The organism is Falsiroseomonas oryzae (assembly GCF_027856955.1).
GTDB classification, from domain to species: Bacteria; Pseudomonadota; Alphaproteobacteria; order Acetobacterales; family Acetobacteraceae; genus Falsiroseomonas; species Falsiroseomonas oryzae.
The window spans coordinates 1-16024 of record NZ_JAPSMD010000083.1 but is presented as its reverse complement, the minus strand read 5'-3'; the positions used below and the strand labels follow the sequence as shown (position 1 = coordinate 16024).

17 protein-coding genes, 1 tRNA gene and 1 pseudogene are annotated in these 16024 nt (G+C 70.9%); 9 read left to right on the top strand and 10 right to left on the bottom strand.

The genetic code is table 11. The features are described 5' to 3' along the window. Positions 1 to 502, top strand: a 502-nt coding sequence (locus OZN99_RS11020) for an invasion associated locus B family protein (RefSeq protein ID WP_270935264.1), incomplete at its 5' end; no start/stop codon positions are given. A gap of 12 nt (positions 503 to 514) precedes the next feature. Here OZN99_RS11020 and OZN99_RS11015 read toward each other — a convergent pair. The 6 genes from OZN99_RS11015 to OZN99_RS10990 form a co-directional block, all read right to left on the bottom strand. Then, positions 515 to 1324, bottom strand: a complete 810-nt coding sequence (locus OZN99_RS11015) for an aspartate dehydrogenase (RefSeq protein ID WP_270935263.1) — start codon at positions 1322 to 1324, stop codon at positions 515 to 517. A 201-nt stretch (positions 1325 to 1525) separates the two neighbouring features. Next, positions 1526 to 2008, bottom strand: coding sequence for a cyanase (gene cynS, locus OZN99_RS11010; RefSeq protein WP_270935262.1), 483 nt, complete (start codon positions 2006 to 2008; stop codon positions 1526 to 1528). Positions 2009 to 2044: 36 nt separating this feature from the next. Further along, positions 2045 to 2911, bottom strand: coding sequence for an ABC transporter ATP-binding protein (locus tag OZN99_RS11005; RefSeq protein WP_270935261.1), 867 nt, complete (start codon positions 2909 to 2911; stop codon positions 2045 to 2047). Positions 2912 to 2918: 7 nt separating this feature from the next. Beyond that, positions 2919 to 3770 (bottom strand): nitrate ABC transporter permease, encoded by an 852-nt coding sequence (ntrB, locus tag OZN99_RS11000; RefSeq protein WP_270935260.1) that lies wholly within the window; start codon positions 3768 to 3770, stop codon positions 2919 to 2921. A gap of 167 nt (positions 3771 to 3937) precedes the next feature. Continuing rightward, positions 3938 to 5317: a CmpA/NrtA family ABC transporter substrate-binding protein gene (locus OZN99_RS10995; protein WP_270935259.1), complete on the bottom strand. Its 1380-nt coding sequence runs from the start codon at positions 5315 to 5317 to the stop codon at positions 3938 to 3940. A 150-nt stretch (positions 5318 to 5467) separates the two neighbouring features. Further along, on the bottom strand, positions 5468 to 6253 hold the full coding sequence (locus tag OZN99_RS10990) for an SDR family NAD(P)-dependent oxidoreductase (protein WP_270935258.1): 786 nt from the start codon (positions 6251 to 6253) through the stop codon (positions 5468 to 5470). A 74-nt stretch (positions 6254 to 6327) separates the two neighbouring features. On the opposite strand from OZN99_RS10990, the gene OZN99_RS10985 reads away from it, so the two are divergent. Next, positions 6328 to 6675 (top strand): hypothetical protein, encoded by a 348-nt coding sequence (locus OZN99_RS10985; protein WP_270935257.1) that lies wholly within the window; start codon positions 6328 to 6330, stop codon positions 6673 to 6675. Between the two features lie 6 nt (positions 6676 to 6681). On the opposite strand, the gene OZN99_RS10980 is transcribed toward OZN99_RS10985, so the two are convergent. From OZN99_RS10980 to OZN99_RS10965, 4 genes are all read right to left on the bottom strand, one after another. Continuing rightward, a tRNA-His gene (locus OZN99_RS10980) sits at positions 6682 to 6757 on the bottom strand. Between the two features lie 39 nt (positions 6758 to 6796). After that, positions 6797 to 7876 carry a WD40/YVTN/BNR-like repeat-containing protein gene (locus tag OZN99_RS10975; RefSeq protein ID WP_270935256.1) on the bottom strand — a complete coding sequence of 360 codons (1080 nt, stop codon included), beginning with the start codon at positions 7874 to 7876 and terminating at the stop codon, positions 6797 to 6799. Between the two features lie 3 nt (positions 7877 to 7879). Further along, complete coding sequence (locus OZN99_RS10970) at positions 7880 to 8149, bottom strand: MoaD/ThiS family protein (protein WP_270935255.1); 270 nt, start codon at positions 8147 to 8149, stop codon at positions 7880 to 7882. A gap of 68 nt (positions 8150 to 8217) precedes the next feature. Beyond that, a complete protein-coding gene (locus tag OZN99_RS10965; RefSeq protein WP_270935254.1) occupies positions 8218 to 9411 on the bottom strand; it encodes an aminotransferase in 1194 nt (397 codons plus the stop codon). 347 nt (positions 9412 to 9758) lie between these two features. On the opposite strand from OZN99_RS10965, the gene OZN99_RS10960 reads away from it, so the two are divergent. The 7 genes and pseudogenes from OZN99_RS10960 to OZN99_RS10930 form a co-directional block, all read left to right on the top strand. After that, on the top strand, positions 9759 to 10097 hold the full coding sequence (locus tag OZN99_RS10960; protein ID WP_270935253.1) for a P-II family nitrogen regulator: 339 nt from the start codon (positions 9759 to 9761) through the stop codon (positions 10095 to 10097). Between the two features lie 170 nt (positions 10098 to 10267). Continuing rightward, a complete protein-coding gene (gene glnA / locus OZN99_RS10955) occupies positions 10268 to 11707 on the top strand; it encodes a type I glutamate--ammonia ligase (RefSeq protein ID WP_270935252.1) in 1440 nt (479 codons plus the stop codon). Positions 11708 to 11912: 205 nt separating this feature from the next. Continuing rightward, positions 11913 to 12920: a TRAP transporter substrate-binding protein gene (locus OZN99_RS10950; RefSeq protein ID WP_270935251.1), complete on the top strand. Its 1008-nt coding sequence runs from the start codon at positions 11913 to 11915 to the stop codon at positions 12918 to 12920. Between the two features lie 31 nt (positions 12921 to 12951). After that, entirely contained in the window at positions 12952 to 14250 is a 1299-nt protein-coding gene (locus tag OZN99_RS10945) for a TRAP transporter large permease (RefSeq protein ID WP_270935250.1), read from the top strand. Then, on the top strand, positions 14247 to 14753 hold the full coding sequence (locus OZN99_RS10940) for a TRAP transporter small permease (protein ID WP_270935249.1): 507 nt from the start codon (positions 14247 to 14249) through the stop codon (positions 14751 to 14753). Before OZN99_RS10945 ends, OZN99_RS10940 begins: the two co-directional genes overlap by 4 nt. A gap of 40 nt (positions 14754 to 14793) precedes the next feature. Then, positions 14794 to 15561 (top strand): SDR family NAD(P)-dependent oxidoreductase, encoded by a 768-nt coding sequence (locus OZN99_RS10935; RefSeq protein WP_270935248.1) that lies wholly within the window; start codon positions 14794 to 14796, stop codon positions 15559 to 15561. A gap of 70 nt (positions 15562 to 15631) precedes the next feature. Continuing rightward, a pseudogene (locus tag OZN99_RS10930) lies at positions 15632 to 16024 on the top strand (hypothetical protein); the annotation flags it as partial.

The window sequence follows — 16024 nt, the reverse complement described above, 5'->3', positions numbered from 1 at the left end:
ACCGCGCGCCGCCACCCCCGCCCAGCCCGCGCAGGCGGCCCAGCCCGCGCCGCAGGCCGCGCCCGCCGCGCCGGAGCGCAACTGGAACGTTGCCTGCACCGAGGGCACGGACGGCGCGCCCCGCAGCTGCCAGCTTTCCACCAGCATCGTGCTGCGGCCGCAGAACCAGCGCCTGGCCCAGGTGATCCTGACCCGCCAGCCGGAGACGCGCTCGCTCGGCCTGGTCTTCCAGATGCCGCATGGCGCGCTGATCCCGGCCGGGATGAGCTGGCAGGTGGACGAGGCGGAGGCGCAGCGCCTGGCCTTCCAGACCTCCGACGCCGAGGGGCTCTATGCCGGCGTGCCGGTCACCGACGACCTGCTGGCCGCGCTGCGCCGCGGCGGCCAGCTGCGCCTGACCTTCGTGCTCGCCGCCCGGCGGGAGGCGCTGACGGTGCCCGTGCCGCTGGCGCAGTTCCCGGATGCGGTGACCGAGTTCTTCACCGCGGAGCGGCGGCCGTAGCGCGCGGCGCCCTCAGCTCCCCACCTTCAGCGTGGAGGTCAGGCCGCGCAGGCAGGCCAGGATCGAGAGCGGCGTGATCTTGCCGGTGCGCGGGTTCTCCTCGCTCGGCACGTTCTCGATGGTCATGGTCAGCCGCGCGGCCGCGGCCTCCACCCGGATGGTATGGGTGTTGCGCGTCACCGTCGGGTCGGCCCAGATCTCCACCGTGGTGCGCTGCGGGCCGATGCCGGCCAGCGCCAGCGCCGCGGCGACGTTGACATTGGCCGGGAAGCCGGCCGCGGCGTCGAAGGCGTTGCCGCTGAAGATCAGCTTCGGCTCGGTCACCGCCATCACGTCGATGCCGTTCTTCTCGAGATAGGGCGCGCCGACCAGGCCGCGCGGCGGCTTCCGGGTCTGGATGGTGACGGAGCTGACCTCGCCCTCAGCCGCCGCCCGCACGGCGTCCAGGCCGAGCAGCGCCCCGGTGGGCACCACGATGCGCGCGCCGGTCCTGCGCGCTTCCTCCACCAGGTGCATGCGCGGCAGAAGCGCGCCGACGCTGCTGGGCACGAAGATGCGGCCGCGCGCGATGGCGGCGGTGGCGACGGCCTCGAAGATGGCGGCCGGCGCGGCCTCCACCACGATGTCGGCCTCGGCCAGGGCGGCGAGGTCCACGATGGGCGGCGGATTGCGGAAACCGGCCAGGTTGTCGCGCGCCTTGGCGTGGTCCCGGGCGGCCACGCTGTGCAGCCTCAGCCCCTCCACGCCGGCATCCAGCGCGCGAGCGAGGTGCAGGCCGATGGCGCCGAGGCCGGCGATTCCGACGGTGAGGGTGCGTGACATGCGATGCGTCCCGGTCGTGGCGGGGGCAGGACGGTCGGGCCCCCACCCCGACCCTCCCCCGCTGCGCGGGAGAGGGAGCAGGGCTCGCCGAAGACCCTCTCCCGCCATTCGGGGGAGGGTGGCCGCCCAGCGGCCGGGTGGGGGCGCGACCGGCCTGCCCGATCAGGCGCGGGTTAGCACGCCCCCCCGCGAACCGGGAGCCTACTCCTCCTTATAGCCGTAGGCCGGGATGCCCTGCTCGGCGCCGTAATACTTGTAGGGCAGGAACTTGCCGGTCATCTCGATCTTCACCCGGTCGCCCTTCTCATGGACCATCCGCTCGAACTGGAAGTCGAAGTCGATGGCGGACATGATGCCGTCGCCGAACTCCTCCTCGATCAGCGCCTTCCAGGCTGGGCCGTTGACCATCACCATCTCGTAGAAGCGGTAGATCAGCGGGTCGGTCGGCGGCATCGGGGTGCCGCGATAGGGCACCTCGTTCAGCATCCGCTCCTCGACCTCGCTGAGGCCGAACAGCTTCGCCGCCTTGGCCGCGAGCGGCTTGACCAGCTTCATCTGGCCCAGCAGCGCGCCGACGATCAGCGTGTCGGAGACGCCGCCGATCTCGCCGCAGATGTATTTCCAGGTCCAGTTCCGCTCGCGCTTGATGTCGAGGATCTTCTCGGTGAGCTGGGCGCGCGTCATGGCGTGCATCTCCCTGTCTTCGGTGGGTGGTAGGTCTCAGGCCGCGGCGCGGGGCGGCGGCGTGATCTGCGGCTGCGCGGGGCGGACCTCCGGCACGAGCTTCGGGTCCCAGCCCGCCGGCGGCGCGCCGGCCAGCGTCCGGCTGCGCGTGATCAGGAAGTCCAGGATGTGGTCGCGCAGCTCGTGGTAGCCGGGCATGTGATGCAGGCTGGCGCGGTCGCGCGGGCGCGGCAGGGTGTTCACCACCACCTCCGCCAGCCGCGCCTCCGGCCCGTTCGTCATCAGCAGGATGCGGTCGGCCAGCAGGATCGCCTCGTCCACGTCGTGCGTGATCATGAAGGCGGTCTGGTCGGCCTCCGTCACCAGGCGGCTCACCTCCTCCTGCAGGGCGCCGCGGGTCAGGGCGTCCAGCGCGCTGAAGGGCTCGTCCATCAGCAGCATCTTCGGCGCGATGGCCAGCGCGCGCGCGATGCCGACGCGCTGCTTCATGCCGCCCGAAAGCTGTGCCGGCTTCTTCTCCGCCGCATGGCCGAGCCCGACCTTCTCCAGCGCCGCACGCGCCGCCTCCCGCAGCTGCGTCTTGCCCCAGGACGGGTGTCGGCAGGACAGCGCGAAGGCGACGTTCTGCTCCGCGCTCATCCACGGCATCAGCGCATGGCCCTGGAAGATCACCGCGCGATCCAGCGAGGGGCCGACGATCTCCTGCCCGTCCACGATCACGACGCCGTCCGACGGCGCCTCGAGCCCCGCCAGGATGTTCAGCACCGTCGTCTTGCCGCAGCCGGAATGCCCGACCAGGCAGACGAACTCGCCGCGCTTCACGTCGAACCAGAGGTTCTCGAAGATCGTCGCGCCGGGATAGCGCCGCGCGATGCCCTCGACCGAGACGTAGGCGTTGCTCATCGCCGGCTCACTCCGCCCAGGCCACGGCGCGCGCCGCCATGCCGAGCAGCCGGTCGAGCAGCAGCCCCACCAGCCCGATCAGCAGGATGGCGATGACGATGTCCGCCAGGCTGAGGTTGTTCCACTGGTTCCACACCCAGTAGCCGATGCCCGTGCCGCCCACGAGCATCTCGGCGGCCACGATCACCAGCCAGGCGATGCCGATGGAAATGCGCATCCCCGTCAGGATGGTCGGCGCCGCCGCCGGCAGGATGACGCGCAAGGCGGTCTTCAGGCGCCCCGCCTCCAGCGTGCGCGCCACGTTCAGCCATTCCTTCCGCACCGTCGCCACGCCGAAGGCCGTGTTCAGCAGCATCGGCCAGACCGAGCAGATGAAGATGACGAAGATCGAGGAGACCGAGCTGTCCTTGATCGTGTAGAGCGCGAGCGGCATCCAGGCGAGCGGCGAGACCGGCCGCAGCACCTGGATGAAGGGGTTGAGCGCCGCCGAGAGCAGCGGCGACATGCCGATCAGGAAGCCGAGCGGGATGGCGACCGCGGCGGCGATCAGGAAGCCCGCGCCGACGCGCGCCAGCGAATAGGCCAGCTGGATGCCGATGCCCTGGTCGTTCGGGCCGCGGATGTAGAAGGGGTCGCGCACCAGTTCCCACAGCCGGACGGCGATCTCCGACGGCATCGGGAAGGGCGTCTGCCCGCCGGCCGCCGCCGCCTGGCCGAGCAGCGCGGCGTATTCGGGGTCCAGCGCCTCACCCGACCCGCCGCCGCCGGAGCGCGCGGCGAATTCCCACGCGCCGAGGAAGGCGGCGAGGATCAGAAGGGAGAGCAGCGCGGCACGGAGCGTGGTGGCGTTTGCGGACATTCCTTCACCGCTTGCGGCCCCCTCCCCCGCATCGCGGGGGAGGGATGGGGTGGGGGTGCGAGGATGGGAGGTTTCCGAGGCCCCCACCCTGACCCTCCCCCGCAGGCGGGGGAGGGAACGGAAGGAAGCGGGGGAGGAAGAAGGCGGAGCGGGGGGAGCGGGCGGTCCTACGACGTGCGGATGCCGCGCTCGGTCCAGGGCGCCGGGTTCGCCGGGTCGAAGGTGCGGCCCATCACCTGGAAGGACTGCACGGTCGAGGACGGCACCGGCTGGCCCAGCGCGCGCATCGCATTCGCCGCATCGGTCGCGAGGAACACCTGCTCCGCCACCTGGCGGTAGTCCACGTCGCGCTGCAGCTGACCCCAGCGGCGCATCTGCGTCATGATCCACATCGCCATGGAGTGCCAGGGGAAGGGGTCGAAGCCGATGCGGTCCGGCACGCGCTGCACGCGGCCCAGGCCATCGGCGAAGGTGCCGGTCAGCACCTGCTCCACCACCGTCTGCGGCTGGTTCAGGTAGTTCTGGCCGCTGATCGCCGCCGCCACCTCGCGCCGGTTGCCGGCGGCCTGGCTGTAGGCGGTCGCCTCCACGATGGCGCGCAGCAGCGCGTGGAAGGTGTTCGGCGTGTCGGTGATCATGCTGCGCGGCACGGCGAAGGCGCAGCAGGGGTGCCCGTCCCACAGCTCCTTGGTCAGGATGTGGATGAATCCCACGCCGTCGAAGACGGCGCGCTGGTTGAAGGGATCGGGGCCGAGGAAGCCGTCTATGTTGTCGGCGCGCAGGTTGGCGACCATCTCCGGCGGCGGCACGGCCCGGATCTGCACGTCGCGGTCGGGATCGAGCCCGTGCTCCGCCAGGTAGTGGCGCAGCAGGTAGTTGTGGATCGAGAAGTCGAAGGGCACGGCGAAGCGGAAGCCACGCCAGCTGCGCGGGTCGCGCCGCTCGCGGTGCTTGGTGGCGAGCGTGATGGCCTGGCCGTTGACGTTCTCGATGGCGGCGACGGCGAAGGGGATGGGCTGCGCCACGCCGACGCCGAGGCTCATCGCGACCGGCATGGGCGCCAGCATGTGCGCCGCGTCGTATTCCCGCGCGATGGAGCGGTCGCGGATCACCGCCCAGCCGGCGGTGCGGATCACCTCCACGTTCAGCCCGTGGCGCCGGTAGAAGCCCATCGGGTCCGCCATGATGATCGGCGTCGCGCAGGTGATCGGGATGAAGCCGATCTTCAGGTCGCGCTTCTCGATCGCGCCGGCGGCCGGCGCCTGGGCCAGCGCCTCGCGCGCCGCGGCCAGCGGGAAGACCGCGTTGATCGCGGCGAAGAGCGTGCCCGCGCCGACCGCGCGCAGCATGCCGCGCCGCGTCGAATCGTCGGGGTAGAGGGCGCGCAGCACGGCCTGCTCGGCGACCTCGCCATAGGCGCCGGTGCCGTCCGCCTCGGAGGCGTTCGGCACGGTGTCGCAGGCGAAGCCGGCGCCATGCGTGCGGCCGCAGCCGCAGGGGCCGAGGGACGCGTCGGCGTCGAAGGGATCGGTGAAGCGGCGGGCCATGGCGACGGGTCCTCCGGTGGCGGTGCCGGCTTGTGCCGGGTTGGCCACACCGTCAGCAAGCCATGCGCCGCCCGAAATCGAGGCAGCCGCGCCGCGAAACCCCCACCAACGGCACAACACGCAGGCAGATTGCCCGCCTGTTGTGCGGCATCACATCGCCGGGCTGCGCCCGCCATCCACGTTGATCGCGGTGCCCGTCACGTAGCCGCCCTGCTCCGAGCAGAGGAACACCGCGAGCGCCGCGAATTCCTCCGCCTTGCCGAGCCGCCCGAGCGGCACGCCTTTCGCGGCGTCGGCTTTCCACTGCTCCCAGGACAGGCCACGCGTATCGCTGGCGTGGCGGCGCACCCACTGGTCGCTCTCGATGATGCCGACCATGAGCCCGTTCACCAGGATCCCGTGCGGCGCGCCTTCGTGCGACAGCACCTTGGTCAGCGCCATGCCGGCGGCGCGGCTGACGGCCGTCGGCGCGCCGCCGCCGCCCGGCGTCTTGGCCTGGGTCGAGAGCACGTTGATCACCCGCCCCCATCGGCGCGCCTGCATCCCGGGCCAGACCGCGCGCGTCAGCCGGATCGCGGCGAAGAGCTTGAGGTCGAGGTCGGCCTGCCACAGCGCGTCGTCCACCTCCATGAAGGGCCCGCGCTGGCTGGTGCCTGCGTTGTTCACCAGGATGTCGATCGGCCCGAGCGCCGCGGCCGCCTGCTCCGCCGCCTTGGCGCAGCCCTCGGCCGTGGAGACGTCGGCCGGGATGGCGGCGATGCGCGCGCCCTGGAAGCGCCCGGCAATCCCGGCTCGCGCCTTCTCAAGCTCCGCCGGGCGCCGCGCCACGATGGCGACGCTCGCCCCGGCCTCCACGAAGGCCTCCGCCATGGCCAGGCCGAGGCCCTTGGAGCCCCCGGTGATCAGCGCCGCGTGGCCATCGAGACGGATCTGCATGTCGACGAAATTCTCCTTGCGTCTCATTGCGCAGCTTGGTAGCTCTATTCATATCATAGGAAAAGGGCAACATCATGCGTATTCGCTATCGAGGAGCACAGAAGGACCACGGTTGGAAGGACATGGTCGACACCGGCAATCCGGTCACCAACACGGGCCATAACAGATCAACCGGGTTTCTTGCCACAACGGAGTACGGGGTCGATGTACGTTGTGAAGGAACTGCAAATTTGACTCGCCAGTCGAGTTATCTGATCGACGTGGAACTCGATGACGAGGAGATACTTGCGATTTTCCGGGCGCGGTTCGGCGCAAACAAGACTGTCGCTCGGATTATTGCTGAGAGTGTGGAGCAACGCATAATCGCATCGGATACCGAAGCGCCTACACCGAAGCGGATCCTACGAATCACTGCAAGCTAGCAACTCTGGGGCGACCAACGGGACTCGAACCCGTGACATCCAGGACCACAACCTGGCGCTCTACCAACTGAGCTATGGCCGCCGCAGAGGCGCGCGGTGTAGGGCCGGCCGGGCCGCCCCGTCAACCGGCGGCGAAGGCCAGGGCGGCGATCGGCGGCAGGTGCCCGGCCAGCCTCCGCCAGGATTCGCCCCGGTCGCCGCTGACCCACAGGTTCCCCGTGGTGGACCCCATCGCCAGGCGCGTGCCCGTGCCGTCCACCACCAGCGCGTGGCGATAGACGAGGTCGTAGCAGTCGGCCTGCGGCAGACCCTCCGAGAGCGCCTCCAGGCTGCGCCCGCCATCCCGCGTGCGGGTGACGACCATCCGCCCCTCCACCGGGATGCGGCACTCGTCCTTCACCGCCGGCGCGAACCAGGCGGTGCCGGGCTCCGTCGGATGCGCCGCGACGGCGAAGCCGAAGCGGGACGGCGCCGCCGCCGTCACCTCCTCGAAGCTCTCGCCGCCATCGGTGGAGCGGAAGATGCCGTTGTGGTGCTGCGCCCAGACGGCATCGGGCGCCGCCGCGCAGCAGGACAGCAGGTGCACGTCCTGCACCACGCGGTCGAATTCCTGGCCGGGCGGCATGTATTCGTTGCGCAGCCCCTGCCCCGCCAGCCGCCAGGTCTCGCCGCCATCCGCGCTGCGCCAGACGCCGCCGGTGGAGATCGCGACCGTCAGCCGCCGCGCGTCGCGCGGATCGACCAGCACGGAATGCAGGCCCGGGTCGTCATAGCCGCCGCCCATCCAGCGCGCGCGCTCCGGCACGTCCCACAGCCCGCGCACCAGCTGCCAGCTCTCCCCGCGATCGGCGCTGCGGAACAACGCCGCCGGCAGCGTGCCCGCCCAGAGCACGCCGGGCTCCTCGGCGCCGCCCGCGGCCAGCGTCCAGATCATGTCGAGCGCCTTGGGGTTCTCGCCCTCCGCCGGCAGCGCGGGCACGCCCACCTCGTTCCAGCTCGCGCCGCCGTCGTCGGAGCGGTGCAGCTTCGTGCCGAAATGGCCGAGCCGCAGCGCGGCATAGAGCGCGCCGTCGCGCGGGTCGTGCAGCACGGCAGAGACCGGCTCGCCCAGGAAGGCCGGCCGGCCGAGGCGCCAGTCGCCGCCCTCCGGCCGGGCGATGAACAGCCCCTTGCGGGTGGCGACCAGCAGGCGGTCGGACATGGATCAGCCTCCCGAAAGGGCCTGGAAGACGAAGACCTCGTCCCCCGGCGCCAGCGAGTCGGACAGCGCCGCGCGGTCGCCGACCGGCTCGCCGTTGACGAAGACGGCGACGTGCTTGCGCAGCCGCCCGTGCTCGTCGAGCAGGTAGCCGCGCAGCCGCGGATTGGCGGCGAACACCTCGTCCAGCGCCGCGCGCAGCGTCGCGCCGCCAACCTCCCCGGGCGGGCAGGCCAGGTGGCGGCGCAGGTTCGGCGTGAAGGCGATGCGCGGCATGCGGCGCGACCCTAGGACAGGTCGCGCCACCTGGCGAGCAAATACTTATCCACTTGGTAAAGTGTCTGCTACCCCGCCGCGGCCTGCGGCGCCGCGCGCCGTGCCTCGATCCAGCGGCCGAGCCGCTCCAGCGCCGCGTCCAGCACCGCGTCGCCCTTGCAGAAGGCGAAGCGCGCGAAGTGGTTGGGCGCGTCGGCGCTCGCGTAGAAGGCGGTGACTGGAATGGCGGTGACCTTCGCCTCCACGGTCAGCGCGCGGCAGAAGGCCACGTCGTCGCCGGTGAAGCCGAGCGGTCGGAAATCCGTGGTGATGAAGTAGCTGCCCTGAGTCGGCAGCACGCCGAAGCCGAGCTTCGCCAGCCCCGCCCCCAGCCGGTCGCGCTTGGCCTGCAGCGATGCGGAGAGCCCCTCGAAATACGCGTCGTCCTTCATCAGCCCCACCGCCACGCCGCGCTGCAGGTTGGGCGGCGTGGTGAAGGTGAGGTTCTGGTGCGCCTTGGCGACATTCGGCGCCAGGCTGCGATCGCAGGTGACGTAGCCGATCTTCCACCCCGTCAGGCTGAAGGTCTTGCCGGCGGAGCCCACGCGCATGCAGCGCTCCCGCATGCCCGGCAGCGTCATCAGCGGGATGTGCTTCCAGCCGTCGAAGGTCAGGTGCTCGTACACCTCGTCGCAGACGGCGTAGCAGTCGTGCTTCTGGACCAGGTCGGCGATGAAGGCGAGTTCCGCCGCGGTGAACACCTTGCCTGCCGGGTTCATCGGCGTGTTGAGCAGGATCGCCTTGGTCTTCGGCCCGAAGGCCGCGGCCAGTTCGGCGCGCGGCAGTTCCCATTTCGGCGGGCTCAGGCGCACCAGCTTCGGCACCGCGCCGAGCAGCTTCACCACTGGCAGGTAGGTGTCGTAGAGTGGCTCGATCAGCACGCATTCGTCGCCGGGGTTCAGCACCGCCATCAGACAGGCGGTAATCGCCTCCGTCGCGCCGGAGGTGACGACCACCTCGGACTTCGGATCGACCTCCAGCCCGTAGAAGCGGCGGTTGGCGTGGGCGACCGCCTCCCGCAGTTCCGGCACGCCGGTCATCGGCGGGTACTGGTTGCGCCCGTCCAGCAGCGCGGCGGCGGCGGCGTGGATCACGTCCGACGGTCCGTCATAGTCGGGGAAGCCCTGGCCGAGGTTGATCGCGCCATGCTCCACGGCAAGGGCGGACATCACCGTGAAGATCGTGGTGCCGGTGGCGGAGAGCAGGTCGTTCTGGGGCTTCACGTCGATCCGTCCGGTTGGGGTGCCGCCGCGCGCCCATCCGGGCCGCGGCGCCGCGGGTTGCGGAGAATGGCGAGGGCCCTGCCGGAGCGCAACGGTCCGGTCGGCCATATGCTCAATAAATGTGCATATCGCCCACACTGCGACCACACCCCGTCACGGCCTGACGAGATTCCGCGGCGGGTGGCGTTGCCCCGCTGGCACGGCCCATGCAAAACCGCGCCCGCCGGCCCGTGTCACAGCCGGCGCCGACCGCGGCTCCGACCCCGAAGGGCGGCGCGCGGCGGCCATGGCGGGAGGAAGGATCGCAGCCCCGCGCGCAGCGCGCGGCCTGCGGAGCGACGGAGCCGATGAAGAAGATCGAGGCCATCATCAAGCCCTTCAAGCTCGACGAGGTGAAGGACGCGCTGCACGAGATCGGGCTGCAGGGCCTGACCGTCGTGGAAGCGAAGGGATTCGGCCGGCAGAAGGGCCATACGGAGCTCTATCGCGGCGCCGAATACGTCGTGGACTTCCTGCCGAAGGTGAAGATCGAGGTGGTCTGCCCGGACGAGCTGGCCGAGCGCGCGATCGAGGCGATCACCGCCGCCGCCCGCACGGGCCGCATCGGCGACGGCAAGATCTTCGTCAGCGACGTGCAGGAGGTGGTGCGGATCCGCACCGGCGAGCGCGGCGACGACGCGGTCTAGGACAGGTTGAAGGATTGCCCGCGCGGCGCGCCGCGCGGGTGGCCGGATCGCCGGGGGCGCCCGGGCCTGATGGTCAGGCGGGCGGCGGCGAGATGGGCGCGTGGCGGAAACCGGTGTCCGCCGCGCGACAGAACGGGACCGGGACACGCAGGGGAACAGGACCTCACACGATGGCGAAGAAGCCGGCAGCTGGCGGGGGCAATGCCGCCGTCTCCAAGGTCATGGAGATGATCAAGGAGCACAGCGTCGAATACGTGGACTTCCGCTTCACCGATCCGCGCGGCAAGTGGCAGCACACCGCGCAGCACGTCTCGACGATCGAGCCCGAGGTCTTCGAGGAAGGCATCATGTTCGACGGCTCCTCGATCGCCGGCTGGAAGGCGATCAACGAGTCCGACATGATCCTGATGCCGGATGCCGACTCCGCCTGCATGGATCCCTTCGCGGCCAAGCCGTCGCTGATCCTGTTCTGCGACATCGTCGAGCCCTCGACCGGCCAGATGTATTCGCGCGACCCGCGCAGCACCGCCAAGCGCGCCGAGGCCTACCTGAAGCAGACCGGCATCGGCGACACGGCCTTCTTCGGCCCGGAGGCGGAGTTCTTCGTCTTCGACAGCGTGAAGTTCGGCACCGGCGGCAACTTCGGCATCTACCAGCTCGACAGCGTCGAGGGTCCGGGCGCCAACCTGAAGGACTACCCCGAGGGCAACATGGGCCACCGCCCGGTGGTCAAGGGCGGCTACTTCCCGGTGCCGCCGGTGGACAGCGAGAGCGACCTGCGCGCCGAGATGCTCTCCACCATGGGTGAGATGGGTCTCGCGATCGAGAAGCACCACCACGAGGTGGCGCAGTCGCAGCACGAGCTCGGCACCAAGTTCGGCCCGCTGGTCCGCCAGGCCGACCACATGCAGATCTACAAGTACTGCGTGCACAACGTGGCGCACAGCTACGGCAAGACCGCGACCTTCATGCCGAAGCCGATCTACGGCGACAATGGCAGCGGCATGCACGTCCACCAGTCCATCTGGAAGGCCGGCAAGCCGATCTTCGCGGGCAACGGCTATGCCGACCTGTCGGAGACCGCGCTCTACTACATCGGCGGCATCATCAAGCACGCCAAGGCGCTCAACGCCTTCACCAACCCGACCACCAACTCCTACAAGCGCCTGATCCCGGGCTTCGAGGCGCCGGTGCTGCTGGCCTACTCGGCCCGCAACCGCTCCGCCTCCTGCCGCATCCCCTACGCGACCAGCCCGAAGGCGAAGCGCGTCGAGGTGCGCTTCCCGGATCCGGGCGCGAACCCCTACCTGGCGTTCTCCGCCATGCTCATGGCGGGCCTCGACGGCATCAAGAACAAGATCCATCCCGGCGACGCCATGGACAAGGACCTCTACGACCTGCCGCCGGAGGAGCTGAAGGGCATCCCGACCGTCTGCGGCAGCCTGCGCGAGGCGCTGCAGTCCCTCGCCGCCGACCACGAGTTCCTGCTGGCCGGCGACGTCTTCACCAAGGACCAGATCGAGTCCTACATCGAGCTGAAGTGGACCGAGGTGTATCGCTTCGAGCACACCCCGCACCCCGTCGAGTTCGAGATGTACTACTCGGTCTGACCGCCGCTTCGGTCACGCATCGGGGCCGGGTCGCGGTTCGCCGCGGCCCGGCCCTTTCCTTTTGCGGCCCTTGCCGCCGCTCCGCCGGCGGCTTGACCCGCGTGCAAGCAGTGATGCAGGCTTTCCCGCAAGAACGATGCCGATGCCACGCATCCACCGCGCCAAGGCGGTCCAGGATCGGCACGGCCGGAGGGGGAAGCGCCGCATGACCACCACAATTCGGCTCCGTCGTCGCGCCATCCTGGCCGCCGTGCCGCTTGCCGCGGCCATGCCGCGCCGCGCCCGCGCCGCGGTGGAGTACCGCCTGACCCATCCGGCCGACGTGACGCATCCCGTGCATGTCGAGGCCGAGGCGATGGCCCGCCGCATCGAGGAACGCACGCGCGGCGAGGTGCGCATCCGCCTCTTCCCCAACAACGCCCTCGGATCCCCGGTGGAGACGGCGCAGCAGACCCGGCTCGGCGCCATCGACATGATCCTGGCCAACCCGGCCAACCTCGAGGCGATCTCGCGCACCATCGGCGTGATCAATATCCCCTACCAGTTCGACAGCTGGGAACACGCGCACCGCACGCTGGACACCACGGGCCGCGACTGGCTGATGCAGCAGTTCCGCAGCGCCGGCTTCCAGTGGATCGCCAATTTCGAGTGGGGCTTCCGCGCCTTCACCAACAGCCGCCGCGCGGTGAACACGCCCGCCGACATCCAGGGGCTGCGCGTGCGCGTGCCGCCCGAGCTCGCCATCCGCGCGGCGTTCGAGGCGCTGGGCGCCAGCATCCAGACCATCGCCTTCCAGGAAGTCTACCTGGCGCTGTCCAACCGCACCGTGGACGGGCAGGACAACCCCGTCGCGACCGTCTTCGCGGCGAAGTTCTTCGAGGTGCAGAGCCACTTGGCGCTGACGCGCCACATCTACGCGCCCATCGTGCTGCTGGCGAACCCGCGCGCCTGGGGCCGCATCAACGCCGACCTGCAGGCGGTGGTGACGGAGGAGGCGGTGCGCGCCGGCCAGGCCGCGCGCCAGGCCGTGCGCTCGCAGGAGGAGGACTACATCGCCCAGATGCAGCGCGCGGGCGTGCAGGTCACGCGCCCGGAGGTCGGCCCGTTCCGCGACCGCATGGCGCCCGCCTACGACCAGCTCCGCCGCGCGCTCGGCGACCAGGTCTGGACCGCCTGGGAAGGCCTGGTGAACGCCGCGCGCCGCGCCGCCTGAGCGCGGCGCAGCTGCCGGAGACCCGCGTCGCGTGCTGATCGCCGGCGTCCTGCTCGCCGTCTGCGTCCTGATCCTCTACGGCCTGCCCGTCGCGGTCACGCTTGGCGCGGTCGCGGCGGTGCTGATGTGGGCCACCACCGGCCCCGACCTCCTGGTCATCCTGATCCAGCGCATGTACGCGGCGACCACCTCCTTCCCGCTGCTCGCCGTCCCCTTCTTCGTCCTCGCCGGCAACCTGATGAACACCGGCGGCATGACGGAGCGCATCTTCGCCGTCGCGCACCTGATGGTCGGGCGCATCCGCGGCGGGCTCGGCCATGTCAACGTGCTCGCCTCCATGCTGTTCGCGGGCATGTCGGGCTCCGCCGTGGCGGATGCCGCGGGCCTCGGCGTGGTGGAGGTGCGGGCCATGACCAAGGCCGGCTACAGCGCGCGCTTCGCGGCGACCATCACCGCCGTCTCCTCCACCATCGGGCCGATCATCCCGCCCTCCATCCCCTTCGTCATCTACGGCAGCCTGGCCAATGTCTCGGTCGGTGCGCTGTTCCTGGCCGGCCTCGTGCCGGGCATCCTGATGGGCGTTGCGCTGATGGCTATCATCGCGGTGGTGGCGCGGCGGCGGAACCTGCCGGTGGCCGAAGGCCGCCCGCCCTTGCCGGAATCATGGGCGATCCTGCGCGCCGCGCTGCCCGCGCTCGCCATGCCGCCGCTGGTGCTGGGCGGCATCTTCGGCGGCATCGTCACGCCGACCGAGGCCGCCGTGGTCGCCGCCGGCTATGCCTTCCTGCTCGGCTTCCTGTTCTACCGCGAACTGAAGCTGAGCGACCTGCCGGAGATCCTGTGGCAGTCCGGGCGGCAGACGGCGCAGGTCATGCTCATCATCGCCGCCGCCGCGCCCTTCGGCTGGGTGCTGATCCAGCAGGAGATCCCGAACGCGGTGATGGCCGCGCTCTTCGCGCTCTCCACGGAGCCCTGGGTCATCCTGCTGATCATCAACGTCGTGCTGCTCGTCCTCGGCATGTTCATCGAGGGCATCGCGATCCTGATCATCGCCTTCCCGGTCCTGCTGCCGGTGATGACGCAGCTCGGCGTGGACCCCGTGCATTTCGGCGTCGTCGTCGTGCTGAACATCATGATCGGCCTGGTCACGCCGCCGGTCGGCATGTGCCTCTACGTCGTCTCGGAGGTCGGCAAGGTGCCGATCAACGAGATCATCGCGGAGATGTGGCCCTATGTGCTGGCGCTGATCGGCGTGCTGCTGCTGGTCACCTACATCCCCGCCCTCTCGCTCTGGCTGCCGCAGACGCTCGGCTACGGTCTGGTCCGATGAGCCTGCTGCGGGGCGTGGACCGGACGGTGGCGATGCTCTGCCGCTGGGGCGTCATCCTGGCGATGCTGGGGCTGTTCGTCCTGCTGCTCGTTGCCGTGGTCGGCCGCAGCGTGCCGGCGCTGGCCGTCTCCGGCTATGACGAAATCGTGGAGCTGCTGGTGGTGTGGCTCACCATGCTCGGCGCGGTCGCGCTGTGGCGCGAAGGCGCGCTGTATCGCGTCGCCTCGCTGGAGGCCGCGCTGCCGCGCCCGGCCCGCCGCGCGCTGGCGCTCGCCCAGCAGCTCATCATGCTGGGCTTCGCGCTGGCGCTGGTCTGGTGGGGCTGGATCTTCCTGGTGGACTCGATGGAGATCGCGCCCTTCCTCGGCATCGACAAGGGCTGGTGGTACGCCGCGATCCCGATCGCCGGCGTGCCGATGGCGGCCTACAGCCTCGCCGGCATCTGGCGCATCCTGCGCGGCGGAGCCGACGCCATGAGCGGCGGCGGCTCGCTGATCGCCTGAGCGGCGCCTCGGCGCGCGCAACGAGCAGAGGAGGAAGGCCATGGCCAGGCGGCTCGACGGCAGGGTGGCCGTCATCACCGGCGGCGCGGGCGGCATCGGCGCCGCCACCGGCCGCCTGTTCTGCGAGGAAGGCGCGCGCGTCGTGCTGGTGGACCGCGACGCCCCGGCGATGGCCGCCGTCGCCGCGGAGATCCGCGCCGCGGTGCCCGGCGCGGCGCTGCACGACCTCGTGCTCGACACCGCGGAGGAAGCCGCCGCCGATCGCATCGTCGCGGAGGCGCGCAACGCGTTCGGCCCGGTGGAGGTGCTGGTCAACAACGCCGGCATCCGCGCCTACGAACCGCTTGCCGAGGCGACGGCCGAGACCTGGCAGCGCATCATCGCGGTCAACCTGCTGAGCCACGCCCACCTGACGCGCGCCGCCCTGCCGGACCTGCGCGCCTGTGGGCATGGCAGCATCGTCAACATCTCCTCGACGCATGCCGTGAACCCGCGGCCGGGCATGGGGCAGTACGACGCGACCAAGGCCGCGATCCTCTCCATGACCCGCAGCCTCGCCTTCGAGGAGGCGGCGCACGGCGTGCGCGTAAACGCGGTCTGCCCGGGGCTCACCCTCACGCCGTTCCACGTGCGCCGCCTGGGCCGCGACCATGCCGACCTGGCCGCGGAGCGCGTGGACAACTGCCTGCTGCGCCGCTGGGCGGACCCGCGCGAGATCGCCTTCCCGATCCTCTGGCTCGCCTCCGACGAGGCGTCCTACGTCACCGGCGCGACGCTGATGGCCGATGGCGGCCAGAAGGTGCTCTGAGCGTCCGCGTTGACCGGCTGCGCACGGCCAGCCAGCCTGTGGCGATGAGCCGCAGCACCGCGCTGTGCCGATGCCGATGACAGGTGCGCTCGGCGCCCGGCTGAAGCTCGGCATCCTCGTCCCCGCCTTCAACGCGACCGTCCAGCCGGAGCTGGAGGCGCTGCGCCCGCCGGGCGTCACCAACCACGTCGCGCGCATCGACATGCCGGACCGCGACCTGGCCAGCGACGCCGACCAGGCAGCGGTGATCGAGAGCCTCGGCCCTGACCTGCTGGGCGCGCTGGCGCGCGTGATGCATGTGAAGCCCGGCGTCGTCGTGCTCGGCATCTCGGTGCCCTGCTTCTGGGCCGGGCTGGCTGGCGGCGCCGCGCTGCGCCAGCGGCTGGAGGCGGCCGCCGGCGTGCCTGTCGCCACCGCCGACGCCGCCTGCCTCGACGCGCTGCGCCGTCTCGGCGGGGGCCGG

What these genes read in the sequence shown, in the direction of transcription:
- OZN99_RS11015 (WP_270935263.1), bottom strand. Translation starts at nt 1,324, where the DNA reads ATGTCACGCACCCTCACCGTCGGAATCGCCGGCCTCGGCGCCATCGGC.
- cynS (WP_270935262.1), bottom strand. Translation starts at nt 2,008, where the DNA reads ATGACGCGCGCCCAGCTCACCGAGAAGATCCTCGACATCAAGCGCGAG.
- OZN99_RS11005 (WP_270935261.1), bottom strand. Translation starts at nt 2,911, where the DNA reads ATGAGCAACGCCTACGTCTCGGTCGAGGGCATCGCGCGGCGCTATCCC.
- ntrB (WP_270935260.1), bottom strand. Translation starts at nt 3,770, where the DNA reads ATGTCCGCAAACGCCACCACGCTCCGTGCCGCGCTGCTCTCCCTTCTG.
- OZN99_RS10995 (WP_270935259.1), bottom strand. Translation starts at nt 5,317, where the DNA reads ATGGCCCGCCGCTTCACCGATCCCTTCGACGCCGACGCGTCCCTCGGC.
- OZN99_RS10990 (WP_270935258.1), bottom strand. Translation starts at nt 6,253, where the DNA reads ATGCAGATCCGTCTCGATGGCCACGCGGCGCTGATCACCGGGGGCTCC.
- OZN99_RS10985 (WP_270935257.1), top strand. Translation starts at nt 6,328, where the DNA reads ATGCGTATTCGCTATCGAGGAGCACAGAAGGACCACGGTTGGAAGGAC.
- OZN99_RS10975 (WP_270935256.1), bottom strand. Translation starts at nt 7,876, where the DNA reads ATGTCCGACCGCCTGCTGGTCGCCACCCGCAAGGGGCTGTTCATCGCC.
- OZN99_RS10970 (WP_270935255.1), bottom strand. Translation starts at nt 8,149, where the DNA reads ATGCCGCGCATCGCCTTCACGCCGAACCTGCGCCGCCACCTGGCCTGC.
- OZN99_RS10960 (WP_270935253.1), top strand. Translation starts at nt 9,759, where the DNA reads ATGAAGAAGATCGAGGCCATCATCAAGCCCTTCAAGCTCGACGAGGTG.
- glnA (WP_270935252.1), top strand. Translation starts at nt 10,268, where the DNA reads ATGGCGAAGAAGCCGGCAGCTGGCGGGGGCAATGCCGCCGTCTCCAAG.
- OZN99_RS10950 (WP_270935251.1), top strand. Translation starts at nt 11,913, where the DNA reads ATGACCACCACAATTCGGCTCCGTCGTCGCGCCATCCTGGCCGCCGTG.
- OZN99_RS10940 (WP_270935249.1), top strand. Translation starts at nt 14,247, where the DNA reads ATGAGCCTGCTGCGGGGCGTGGACCGGACGGTGGCGATGCTCTGCCGC.
- OZN99_RS10935 (WP_270935248.1), top strand. Translation starts at nt 14,794, where the DNA reads ATGGCCAGGCGGCTCGACGGCAGGGTGGCCGTCATCACCGGCGGCGCG.